The organism is Streptodolium elevatio (assembly GCF_040649515.1).
GTDB lineage: Bacteria > Actinomycetota > Actinomycetes > Streptomycetales > Streptomycetaceae > Yinghuangia > Yinghuangia elevatio.
In genome coordinates this window covers 51,674-63,706 of the sequence record NZ_JBEZFP010000042.1, presented here as the reverse complement: position 1 = coordinate 63,706, position 12,033 = coordinate 51,674, and the positions used below count along the sequence as shown (strand labels likewise).

The following is a 12,033-nucleotide window of genomic DNA, read 5'->3' as shown; positions in this document are numbered from 1 at the left end:
CAGTAGTCGTCGTTCGTGGATTCCCAGGTTGTCCTCTCCGTTTTTGTCGGGGGCCCGGGGGGGGGCCGGGCTTCGTGCCCGGCACCGCGTCCGGTCGTGCCAGGGCGCGTGACGGAGCCGGCCGTCGGCCCTCAGGGGCGGTACTTCGCGGCGTCCTCCGGCTTCGCGCCCATGCTCGCGGCGAGCCACTTGTCGTAGGCCGCCTGCCAGCCGCGTCCCTGGTAGTCGACGAGCACCGCGTTCACCCACGCGACGAGGTCGGGCGCCTGCTTGCTCATGGCGATGCCCATGAAGGCCGGGACTATCTGCTCGTCCACGATGTCCACCATCGGGTCCTGGGCGAGTTGCGCGTGCGCGAGAACGGTGTCGGCCAACGTCGCGTCTATTTCGCCCAGTTGCATGAGGACGAGGCAGTCGAGCTGGTTCTCGACGATGCGCACTTCGGCGGTGGCGTGCTTGCCGCTCGCGAGTTCGGTCTCCGAGGACGACGACGCGGCGGCGCACACGCGCTTGCCGTGCACACCCTCGGCGACCGTCTTCGGCTTCTCGCCCCCGCGCGGCACGACCAACGACTGGCTGACCTTGAAGTACGGGGCGGAGAAGTCGACTTCCTTGAGGCGCTCGCAGGTGATGGTCATCGTCCGCACCACCATGTCGACCTCGCCGTTCTTGACGGCCTCGACGCGCTTCGCGGTGGGCACCGCCTTGAAAGTGATCTTGCCCTCGTCGCCCAGAATGGACTTGGCGATGGCCTTGGCGAGATCGATGTCGAAGCCCTTGATCGCGCCGTCCAGCGGATCCCGGTAGCCCCAGTTGTAGCTGTTGAGGTCGATGCCGACGATCAGATTCTTGCGCTGCTGGATCTCTCGGATCTTGGCACCGTTCGCGTTCTTCGCGGGAGGCAGGCTCGTCGCGGTGTCGCAGTTCTCGGCCTGCGCCGCGCCGGGTGCCGAGGCCTGGGCGGCGGGTCCCGAGGCTCCCGACGGACCGTCCGCGCCGCGCGAACTGCCGGTTCCGGCGACGAGTACGGCCAGGACCGCCGCGCCGGCGGCGATCCGTGTCCTCGTGGTACGCGTGTTCATCCCGTCCCCCTAGCGGTATTCGGCGAGTCGGCGGTTGATGCCGCGTACCACGCCGATCGCGGCCGGCACCGTGAGCAGCAGCACGCCCAGGGCGAGCAGGCGCAGTTCGCCGTCGACGTCGCGCGCCGCGTTGTCGAACTCGCGCCGCTCGGCGGCCGCCGCCGCGGCGAGCAGGTCGTCCATCTCGTTGAAGGCGCTGTCGGCGCTGCCGGTTCCGTCGGCCGTGACGGTCGCCTTGAGAGCGGCGTCGTAGTCCCGCTCCTTGCGCTCCTTTTCGGCAGCCACGTTGTGGCGGTCCTGCCACGCAGCGAACTTCTCTTGCGCAGCGGCGAGTTGACCCGAAACGGAGTCGGGCGCACGTTCCACGGCCACGATCAGGCTGCCGCGCGGGGTGTCGCCCTCCGGCTTCGGACGGGTCAACGAGTCGACCTCGGCATCCCAGCGCACGTTGTACGTGTCGCTCGAACCGCGCGCGACCAGGTTCAGGTTCTCGGCGGCGTGCGCCTGGAGTGCGTCGAACCGCGCCGCGTTGAGCGCGCTCAACGGCTCGGCGCCGCGCGTACGGCTGTCGGCTAGCGACGATGCCGCGCCCGTCGCGCCGACCACGAGCCACAAGGACGAGGCGAACAGCGCGGCGGTCGCTCCGGCGAGTCCCAGGTTGAACACCCGGTTCGTACGCCGGAACAGCACGACCTGGTACCACCCCAGCGCCCCGAGGCCCGCGACCGCGGCACCGGCCGCCGCCCAGGGGAACGATTCGGCCGCGTCGTAGTCCGCGTCGAGGCGGCGCTCCTCGGAGTCGACCAGGCTCTGCGCGTTGCGCAGGACGGTGTCCTGCATCAGCGTCGACGCGTAGCGCAGGTACGCACCCCCGAGCGGCAATCCCTGCCGGTTGTTGGTACGTGCGACCTCCACCAGGCCGGAGTAGCGCGCCAGTTCCCGCGTCAGGTCGGCGATGGTGCGCTGGGTCTCGGAGGATCCCGAGGTGCGCGCGGCGGACTGGACGAGGAGTTCGGACGCCTTGGCCAGGTCGCCTTCGTAGCGCTCCCGCAACGCACGGGGCTCTTCCGCGCCGAGCAGGAATCCCGCCGCGGCGGTGGTGTCCGCGTCGGCCAGTGAGCGGTAGATCTCCGCCGCGTCGTGGCTCAGCGGCCCGCTGTGCGAGACCAGTCGGTCCGCGGCCTGGGCCCGTTCGTTCACCTGCCATGCGGCGAGCGCGCCGAAGACCACGACGAGGGCGCAGAGGACCACGCCCGCGACGCGGAGGCGTCCGGGTGGGGTGGAGCCCCCGTGCCGCAGTCGTTGCAGGCGCGTTCTCGGCGAGTCGGCCTGCGGGGTGGAGCCGCCCGCAGTGCGCACCGGGGGCGTACTCGCGCGGTTGCCCGGATCGGGGCTCGCCCCTGGGCTCGTGCCGACCTGTGTGCCTGCCGAAGTCGTCGTCGCCACGCACCCCTCCCCGCGCCAGGCGCCACGAGCTGCGACGCGTCTCGGGCAGAAGTATGTACGGCGGGTCAACCGATCACTCCGGGGAGTTCCCTCACACCTGCCGCGCCGACCTGCGGCCCAGGCGCGCGGGCGGGCCAATTAGCTTCTTGCGAAGTAACTTCGATTGAAGTTAATTTAGATGGAGCTGACAAACCGTCAGGCGCCCTGCACGGGGCGCCGGAACACCATGCTCGCGAGGATTCGGAGCCCACCGTGAGTTACCGGCTCGCCCACCTGAAGTCGCTGGAAGCCGAGGGGCTGCACATCATCCGCGAGGTCGCGGCGGAGTTCGAGAACCCCGTGCTGCTGTTCTCCGGCGGCAAGGACTCGATCGTGATGCTGCACCTCGCGGTCAAGGCCTTCGCGCCCTGCCCGCCGCCGTTCCCGGTGATGCACGTGGACACCGGGCACAATTTTCCCGAGGTCATCGACCTCCGGGACCGCCGTACCACCGAGGCGGGCGTCCAGCTGATCGTGGCGTCCGTGCAGGAGTCCATAGACGCCGGCCGCGTCGTGGAGGAGACCGGACCGCGCGCCTCGCGCAACCGGCTCCAGACCACCACGCTGCTCGACGCCATCGACAAGCACCGCTTCGACGCGGTGTTCGGGGGCGCCCGGCGCGACGAGGAGAAGGCGCGCGCGAAGGAGCGGGTGTTCAGCTTCCGCGACGAGTTCGGGCAGTGGGATCCCAAGAACCAGCGCCCCGAGCTGTGGAACCTCTACAACGGACGCCACCGGCCGGGCGAGCACATCCGGGTGTTCCCGCTGTCCAACTGGACCGAGCTGGACATCTGGCAGTACATCGCCGACGAGGGCATCGAACTGCCGCCGCTCTACTACGCGCACCGCCGCACCGTCTTCGAGCGCGACGGGATGCTGCTGGCCGTCACGGGCTTCGTGACCCTCCAGGACGGCGAGCGGCCGTTCGAGGAGACCGTCCGCTTCCGCACCATCGGCGACGCCACCGGCACCGGCGCGGTCCGCTCGACCGCCGCGGACGCCCGCGAGGTCGCCGTCGAAATCGCCGCCACCCGGATCACCGAGCGCGGCGCCACCCGCGCCGACGACCGGGTCTCCGAGGCCGGCATGGAAGACCGCAAGCGCGAAGGGTACTTCTAGAGATGACGCAGACGACGCCGCTCCGGACAGACTCCGAGCCCGCCGTGGAGATGCTCCGCGTGGCCACCGCCGGTTCCGTGGACGACGGCAAGTCCACGCTCATCGGACGCCTGCTCTACGACTCCAAGGCCATCTTCGAGGACCAGCTCGCGTCCGTCGAGGACACCTCCCGGCGGCGCGGCAACGCGCACACCGATCTGTCACTGCTCACCGACGGATTGCGGGCGGAGCGCGAGCAGGGCATCACGATCGACGTCGCGTACCGCTACTTCGCCACGCCCCGGCGGAAGTTCGTCATCGCCGACACCCCGGGGCACATCCAGTACACCCGCAACATGGTCACCGGCGCCTCCACCGCCGACGTCGCGATGGTGCTGGTCGACGCGCGCAAGGGGCTGCTCGAACAGTCGCGCCGCCACGCCTTCCTGGCCTCGCTGCTCGGTATCCCGCACCTGGTCGTGTGCGTCAACAAGATGGACCTCGTCGGCTACGACCGGGCCGTCTTCGAGGCCATCCGCACCGAGTTCGCGGAGTTCGCCGCACGGCTGGACGTCCCCGACCTCACCTTCATTCCGGTATCCGCGCTCAACGGCGACAACATCGTCACCCGGGGCACGAACATGCCGTGGTACGAAGGGAGTTCCCTGATGCACCACCTGGAGGAGGTGCACGTGGCCTCGGACCGCAACCTGGTCGACGTACGCTTTCCCGTGCAGTACGTGCTCCGCCCGCGCGACGGAGAGCACCGCGACTACCGCGGCTACGCGGGCACCGTCGCGGCGGGCGTCCTGCGCCCCGGCGACGAAGTCGTGGTGCTGCCGTCGGGCTTCACCACCCGCATCGCCGGAATCGACGGCCCGGACGGCCCGGTCGCCGCGGCGTTTCCGCCGATGTCCGTGGCGGTACGCCTCACCGACGACCTCGACGTCTCGCGCGGCGACATGATCTGCCGCCCCGACAACCGGCCCCGCACCGGCCAGGACCTCCGCGCGATGGTGTGCTGGCTGGCCGCCGACGCCGACCTGCGGCCCGGCGCGACGTACGCCCTCAAGCACACCACCCGCACGGTCCGCGCCCGCGTCGGCGAGGTGCGCTACCGACTGGACGTCAACACCGGCCACCGCGACACCGAGTGCGGTGCGCTGGCACTCAACGACATCGGCCGCGTGACCCTGCGCACGACCGCCCCGCTGTTCCACGACACCTACCGCCGCAACCGCGCGACCGGCAGCTTCATCCTCGTGGACGAAGCCACCAACAACACCGTGGGGGCGGGAATGCTGCTCGACGACGCTCCATGACCCCTCCGCGGAGGGCGCAGCGGGCGGGTCCACGGTGGGTCGCCGGGTTCTCGCTCCGCGGCGCCGTGCAGGGGCGCGTCGTCGGCCAGTGCCGAGGTGCGCAGCCGCAGATGCTCGCGGTGGGACGGCAAAGCAGTGCGGTTGACACGGCTGCGGACCTGCGCGGCGATGGCCGGATACACCATCCGCAAGGTGCCCCGAAGCAACCCGCCTCATGAGGCCGTGAACTCCAAAGGGTTCTCGAACAGGGCCGCGAAGGCAAGCTCCGCGGCGCCGTGCAGGGGCGCGTCGTCGGCCAGCGCCGAGGTGCGCAGCCGCAGATGCTCGCGGTGGGACGGCAGAGCGGTGCGGTTGACACGGCTGCGGACCTGCGCGGCGGTGGCCGGATACACCATCCGCAAGGTGCCACCGAAGACGACCATCCTGGGGTTGAGCAGGTTGACGAGGTTGGCGACGCCGATGCCGATCCAGTTGCCGACGCGCCGCAGCCCCTCCTCCGCGTCCTTGTCGCCGCGGGCCGCCGCGTCGACCACCGCGTGGACGGCATCGCGCCCGAGAGGCCCCGCCCGGCCGGCCGCGCGCAGCAGGGCGGCCTCGCCGATCTCGGTCTCCCAGCAGCCGTGCGAGCCGCACGGGCAGGCGCGCCCGTCGGGGTTGACCACCATGTGCCCGATCTCGGCGGCGAAGCCGTCCGCTCCGCCGAGCGGGCGGCCCGCGGCGATCACGCCGCCGCCGATGCCGACGTCGCCGTGGATGTAGACCACGTCGTCGTACCCCGCCGCCACGCCGCGCGTGTGCTCCCCCAGCGCGCCGAGTTCGCCGTCGTTGCCGAGGATCACGCGGCGTCCGATCGCGTCGGCGAGCATCGGCCCGAACGGCACGGACCGCCAGCCGATGTTCGGCCCGTAGTGCAGCACCCCGGCCTCGCGGTCCACCATGGCCGGTACGGCCGCAGCGGCCCCCACGCAGCGGGCCCCCGCCCCCGCCGCCTCGGTGAGCCGAGCCCCGAATCCGGCGAGCCGGTCGACGGCGTCCTCGACGGTGAAGTGCCCGTCCGGCCGCTCGATTTCGCGGCGGTCCAGGACCACGCCGCCCAGGCCCACGCGGGCCGCGACGAGGCGGTCGACGCCGACGCCGAAGGCGAGCACGTACACGCGCTGGGACCGTGCGCGCACCACGAGCGAGGGCCGGCCGCGCCCGCCCGTGTCGCGCGGCTGCTCCTCCAGGACGAGCCCCGCCTCGGTCAGGTCGGTCGTGAGCGCGCCGATGGTGCTGCGGTTGAGGCCCATGCCCGCGGTCAGTTGCGCACGGGATACCGGTCCGAACACGTGGACGCGCCGGAGCAGGGCGCCCAGGTTCTGTCTGCGGATGTCTTCTTGGGTCGGTGCTGCGCGCATGCGGCTGCGGTCCTGTCTCTTCCTGCCCGTCGCTCGGGCGTTCCCCCCGGGGTCACCGCAGACCCGTGGCCTCCGCCCGTTTCCGTGACAGCGCGTCGACGCCGGCCGCCAGGAGCAGCACGGATCCGGTGACAACGTACTTGACGCCCGCGCTGTATCCCATGAGCCCCATCCCGTTGTCGATCACGGCGACCACCGCGCCGCCGATCACCGCGTCGACGAGGCGGCCCTTGCCGCCGAAGAGGCTCGTGCCGCCGATCACCGCGGCGCCCACCGCGTAGAGCAGGACGTTGCTTCCGCCGGTGTTGGGATCGACGGAGTTGGCCCGGGATGCGGCGACGATCCCGCCGACCGCGGCCAGGGTGGAGCAGATGACGAACGCCGATATGCGGACCAGGTCGACGTTGATGCCGGCCCGGCGGGCGGCCTCGCGGTTGCCGCCGACGGCGTAGAGGCTGAGGCCGTACGCGGTGCGCCGCAGCACGAACGTGCCCACCACCAGCAGGACCGCGAGGATCGGCACCACGATCGGCACGCCCTTGAGCGAGACGATCGCGGCGTTGCGGCTGCGCTCCAGGTTGAGCACGTACACGCCGCCGCCCAGGATCGCCGCGAGGACCCCGATCCGGAACGCCGCGACGGCTGCCGGGACGGTGGCCAGGCCGCGCCGCACGCGGCCGCGCGCCCAGGCGAGTTGCACGGCGGCGTACGCGGCGACCGCGGCGCCGGCGATGAGCCACCCCAGCCACGGCGCGACGTTCTTGTTGGCGATCGCGAGGATCGTGCTGTCGCGCACCGGCACGTTCTTGCCGTTCTGCACGATCATCAGCAGGACGCCCTGGAAGGCCAGGAATCCGCCGAGGGTCACGACGAAGGACGGGATCCCGAGTTTCGCCACCAGCACGCCGATGGTGAGGCCGATGACCAGGCCGGTCAGCAGTGCCGCGCCGACCGCGAGGTACCAGGGCGTCCCGTGACGGTCCATCAGGGTGGCGCAGACCGCCGCGCACACGCCGCTGGCGAAGCCGGCCGAGAGGTCGATCTCGCCGAGCACCAGCACGAAGATGAGGCCCATGGCGATGACCGTCACGGCGGCGCCCTGGGTGAACAGGTTCGCGAAGTTCCCCGCGGTCAGGAACCGCGGGCGCATGATCGAGAAGGCGGTGCACAGTGCGAACAGGCCGAACAGCGCGGGCAGGACGCCCATGTCGCCGCCGCGCAGGCGCGCGAGGTAGTCCCGCACGTGCGCGGCGACGGGCGACGACGGTGCGGCCCCGGCACCGGCGGCCGTGCCCAGCGTGCTGGTCGTCATGCGAGGGCCCTACTTTCTCGACGGGGGCGGGTCGGAGTGTTTCGGGTCGGGGTGCCCCGGGTCGGCGCGCGGGGTGTCCGGGATGCCGCCGGGTTCGCCGGAGGGGTCGTGCAGCGAGGCGCCGCGTCCGGTGGTGATGAGCTCGACGACCTGCGAGTGCGTGACGTCGCAGGTGCGGACCTGGGCGGTCATGCGGCCGAGGTAGAGCACGGCGATGCGGTCCGCGACGGCGAACACGTCGTTCATGTTGTGCGACACGAGCAGCACCGCGAGGCCGTTGTCGGCGAGCCTGCGCACCAGTTCGAGCACCTGGGCGGTCTGTGCGACGCCGAGGGCCGCGGTGGGTTCGTCGAGGACGACGACCTTGCTGTTCCACAGGACGGCCTTGGCGATGGCGACGGTCTGGCGCTGCCCGCCGGACAGGCTCGCGACCCGTTGGCGGACCGAGGCGACCGTACGCACCGACAGGCCCGCCAGTGTCTCCGCGGCCATCTGCTCCATCGTGGCGTCGTCCAGCACCATGCGCCGGGTGATCTCGCGGCCCAGGAACATGTTCTGCACGATGTCGAGGTTGTCGCACAGCGCGAGGTCCTGGTAGACGATCTCGACGCCGAGCGCCGCGGCGTCTCTCGGGCTGTCGACCTTCACCTCGGATCCCTCGAAGAGGTAGGTCCCCGAGTCGGTGCCGTAGATGCCGCCGATGCACTTGACGAGGGTCGACTTGCCCGCGCCGTTGTCCCCGACGAGGGCGGTCACCTCCCCCGGCATGACGGTCAGGCCGACATCGCGCAGCACGTGCACCGGACCGAAGCTCTTGTTGACGCCGCGGAGTTCGAGGATCGGGAGCGGGGAGCCGGGTGGACCTGATGACACTGCTGACACAAGCGGATCCTCCTCGCGGGTTTCCGTCGGCCCGGTGCCGCGGGCGGGCACCATCCTGCGGCACCGGGCCGATGCCGTGGAACCGTCTTGCCGTTCACGGGGCTTCGTCGGACGTGGGGGCGTGGTGCGGTCAGGTGATGCCGGCTTCGGTGCACTTGGCGGCGAAGTCCCCTGCGGTGCACAGCTCCTGCTTGGTCACGAAGCCGTCGTCCACCACGTGCTTGACGTTCGCCTTGAAGATCGACTGCGGTTCCAGCAGCACGGACGGGACGTCGCGGTTGCCCTCGGGGTCGCGCACGGTGGCGGGGGCCGGGGGCTTCTCACCCTTGGCAAGGGCGATGGCCAACTGCGCGGCGGCGTCCGCCTCCTGCTTGATCGGCTTGTAGACGGTCATGCACTGGTCGCCCAGCAGGACGTTCTGCAGGCCCTGGGTGGTGGCGTCCTGCCCGGTGACCGGCACGCGGCCGTTGAGCTTCTGCTTCTTCAGGATGGAGATGGCGGAATTGGCGAGGCCGTCGTTGGCCGCGACGACGCCGCCGATGTCCGGGCGCTGCACGAGCATCTGCTCGAAGATGGTGACGGCCTCGGTGTTGCTCCAGCCGGGCACCGACTGGTCGGGGCCCTTGACGTACTCGCCGGCGTCGAACTTCGGCTTGAGGGCCGCGTCGTAGCCCTGCTTGAGCAGGGTGGCGTTGTTGTCGGTGGGCCCGCCGTGCAGTTGCGCGACGACCGGCTTGGCGGCGTTCATGTCGGTGAGGCACTTGACCAGGCCTTCGCCGAGCAGTGTGCCGACCTTCACGTTGTCGAAGCTCACGTAGTACTGCGCGCTGCCGCCCAGGGTGAGGCGGTCGTAGTCGATTGTCGCGACGCCCTGGGACTTGGCCTTGTCGAGCACGGCCTTGCCGGTGCCGCTGTCGAGGTTGACGATGACAAGGACGTCGACGCCGTTGGTGATCATCTGGTCGGCGATGGTCTGGAACTGGGCTTTATCGTCCTGGGCGTTCTGGATGTCGTAGTCGACACCCGCGGCCTCGAACGCCTCGCTCAGATAGCGCCGGTCGGCGGTCTCCCACCGGGCGGACGTCTTGCTGTCGGGCAGGATGACGCCGATCTTCGGTTTGTCGCTGCCGGAGTCCGAGTCGTCGCCGCACGCCGTCAGGACGGGTGCGGCGGTCAGGAGCAGCGCGGCGGCCAAGAGTCTTTTGCGCATCATGCAACGTCCCTTCTGGACGTGCCGGTTCGGCGCGGCACGGGTGAGGGTGGAACGTCGGACTGTGCGAAGCAGGCGTGGCGGCGTACTGCGTACGGGGGCCCGCAGGATCGGCCCGTCCGCCTTATGTTGCTTGCGACAACGTATTGGCTCCGGGCGTGAGAAACCAGCCCTCGCCACCCCACCCTGCGGTCAACTTGGCAACAATCAGGCAACGCTGGGTTGTTGGCGAGGACTGGCTCGGCAGGTCTCGGGCGACTCCTTTCCGGACGGTCGCGCAGGTGTTTACCGGTTATGTTGCTGGCCAGCCCAAATTAGGTACGCCGCAGCGGCGGTTCCGCGTCAGGCATCGCGTCGGGCACCGCGCCCGGCCCGGGCGGCCGCGTGGCGGCCCGCGAGGTAGCCGAAGGTCAGCGCCGGTCCGATGGTCGCGCCGCCGCCGGGGTACATGGGCCCGAAGACGTTCGCCGCCGCGTTGCCGGCCGCGTACAGGCCTTCGACGACCCCGCCGTCCCAGCGGCGTACGCGCGCGTCGGCGTCGACGAGCGGGCCGCCGTTGGTGCCGAGCACGCCGTCGTGGATCGGCAGTGCGTAGAACGGCCCCTTTCGCACCGGCCCGAGGTTGACGCGCGGGTTGCCGCCGCTGCCCATGAAGTTCTCCCACCACACCGTGCCGCGCGCGAAGTCCGGGTCGGCGCCCGCGTCCGCGTGCTCGTTGAAGCGCGCGACGGTCTCCTCCAGCGCGTCGGCGTCGATCCCGACGAGCTCCGCAAGTCCGCGCAGCGTCGGGGAGTTCGCGAGCCAGTCGGGCGTCTCCTGGCCCGGCATGACGGACAGGATCGGGGTGCGGTCGCGCAGCTTCTGGTCGAAGACCAGCCACGCGGGGCCCTGGTTCGGGTAGTCGATGGCGACCGGGTCGAAGGCCGCGAACGCCTTCGTCATGTCGTTGTACGTCACGCCCTCGTTGGTGAAGCGCCGCCCGTGCCGGTTCACCATCAGGGTCCCGGCCAGGTTGCGCAGCGTCTCGTACTGGTAGAGCTGACGGCCCTCGTAGACCACGCCGGGGTCGGTGACCGCCGGCTGGCCCCACACCTGGTTCATGTTGGCCATCCGCGCGCCGAGCGCCATTGCCATGCGGTGCCCGTCGCCCTCGTTGTACGGCGGGCTCAGCGGCACCACGTCCCGCCCCACGAACGCCCGCACCATGTCCGGGTTCCACTCGAAGCCGCCGCACGCCAGCACGACGCCGCCCCGGGCGCGGACGCGCAGCGGCCCGGCGGCCGTCTCGGCGACGACCCCGAGCACCGATCCGTCCGGCCCGGTGACCAGTTCGCGCGCCGGCGACCGGTCGAGCACCGGCACGCCGCGGTCGAGCAGGCCCTTGAAGAGCATCGCGACCAGTCCGGGGCCGAGCACCCGGATGTCCTTGGCCTCGCGTTCGGCGAGGATGGACAGGTCGGGCGCGTCCGGCGTGCCGAACTTGGCGCCTTCCGCCATGGTCAGCCGAGGCATGAACGGGCTGGTGCGCAACTTTGGTGCCCAGTCCCCCAGTTCGGTGCGCGCGTCGAACGGCTCCACCTCCAGCGACCGGCCGCGCCGCTTGCCGCCGACCTGGTCGGCGTAGTAGTCGGAGAAGGTCGGCGGCGCCGCGAAGCGGACCGGCGTGTGCGCTTCGAGGTACGCGACCATCTCGGCGGCGGTGTCGACGTACGTCTCCACGAGCGCCGGGTCCGACTCACGCCCCATCGTGAGGCGGCGGATGTACGCCAGCGCCTCGTCGCGCGAATCGGTCTCGTCGACGTCGGCGAGATGGTGGTTGCACGGCACCCAAGGCATGCCGCCGGAGACCCCGGTGGTGCCGCCGATCATCGCGGCCTTCTCCAGGACCAGCACCTGCGCTCCGCCGTCGGCCGCCAGGGTGGCCGCGGACAAGCCGGCGGCCCCGGTGCCCAGGACGACGACGTCGACGGTACGGTCCCAGCCTTCTTCCGGAGCCGGCGCGCCTCCCTGGATGCCGGCGGTGTCGGGGGTCTCGGGCGTTCCGGCTGCGGTGGATGCCATGACTTCCTCCTGAGGTCGGTCATGCGCATCAAAAGGGAGATCGCCGCAAGGTTCCAGAGGCACCGCACCTATTCCTTGACGCTGTCAATGACCACGCCTATCGTTCCGATGGCCGGTCCGACGGCCTGCCGGCCGATCCGCCGGCCGGGGATCGCCGGGGAGATTGCCGAGGAGGGCGTGATCA

Annotated in this window: 9 protein-coding genes; 2 read left to right on the top strand and 7 right to left on the bottom strand. The window is 70.9% G+C overall.

The window, feature by feature from the left end:
* Positions 1 to 131: 131 nt before the first annotated feature.
* Positions 132 to 1,082 carry a glutamate ABC transporter substrate-binding protein gene (locus AB0C36_RS18170; protein WP_358355176.1) on the bottom strand — a complete coding sequence of 317 codons (951 nt, stop codon included), beginning with the start codon at positions 1,080 to 1,082 and terminating at the stop codon, positions 132 to 134.
* 9 nt (positions 1,083 to 1,091) lie between these two features.
* Positions 1,092 to 2,528: a GlnX family signal transduction membrane protein gene (locus tag AB0C36_RS18165; protein WP_358355174.1), complete on the bottom strand. Its 1,437-nt coding sequence runs from the start codon at positions 2,526 to 2,528 to the stop codon at positions 1,092 to 1,094.
* 252 nt (positions 2,529 to 2,780) lie between these two features.
* On the opposite strand from AB0C36_RS18165, the gene cysD reads away from it, so the two are divergent.
* Positions 2,781 to 3,686: a sulfate adenylyltransferase subunit CysD gene (gene cysD, locus AB0C36_RS18160; RefSeq protein ID WP_358355172.1), complete on the top strand. Its 906-nt coding sequence runs from the start codon at positions 2,781 to 2,783 to the stop codon at positions 3,684 to 3,686.
* Positions 3,687 to 3,688: 2 nt separating this feature from the next.
* The gene (locus tag AB0C36_RS18155; RefSeq protein WP_358355170.1) at positions 3,689 to 4,987 is read left to right on the top strand and encodes a sulfate adenylyltransferase subunit 1; all 1,299 of its coding nucleotides are present in this window, start codon (positions 3,689 to 3,691) and stop codon (positions 4,985 to 4,987) included.
* A gap of 212 nt (positions 4,988 to 5,199) precedes the next feature.
* Here the strand turns inward: AB0C36_RS18155 and AB0C36_RS18150 are convergent, their stop codons facing one another.
* From AB0C36_RS18150 to AB0C36_RS18130, 5 genes are all read right to left on the bottom strand, one after another.
* On the bottom strand, positions 5,200 to 6,384 hold the full coding sequence (locus tag AB0C36_RS18150) for an ROK family protein (protein WP_358355169.1): 1,185 nt from the start codon (positions 6,382 to 6,384) through the stop codon (positions 5,200 to 5,202).
* A gap of 52 nt (positions 6,385 to 6,436) precedes the next feature.
* Positions 6,437 to 7,696, bottom strand: coding sequence for a sugar ABC transporter permease (locus AB0C36_RS18145; protein WP_358355167.1), 1,260 nt, complete (start codon positions 7,694 to 7,696; stop codon positions 6,437 to 6,439).
* Between the two features lie 9 nt (positions 7,697 to 7,705).
* A complete protein-coding gene (locus tag AB0C36_RS18140; RefSeq protein ID WP_358355165.1) occupies positions 7,706 to 8,578 on the bottom strand; it encodes an ATP-binding cassette domain-containing protein in 873 nt (290 codons plus the stop codon).
* Positions 8,579 to 8,708: 130 nt separating this feature from the next.
* A complete protein-coding gene (locus AB0C36_RS18135; RefSeq protein WP_358355163.1) occupies positions 8,709 to 9,791 on the bottom strand; it encodes a sugar ABC transporter substrate-binding protein in 1,083 nt (360 codons plus the stop codon).
* 339 nt (positions 9,792 to 10,130) lie between these two features.
* On the bottom strand, positions 10,131 to 11,849 hold the full coding sequence (locus tag AB0C36_RS18130) for an FAD-dependent oxidoreductase (protein ID WP_358355161.1): 1,719 nt from the start codon (positions 11,847 to 11,849) through the stop codon (positions 10,131 to 10,133).
* Positions 11,850 to 12,033 lie beyond the last annotated feature (184 nt).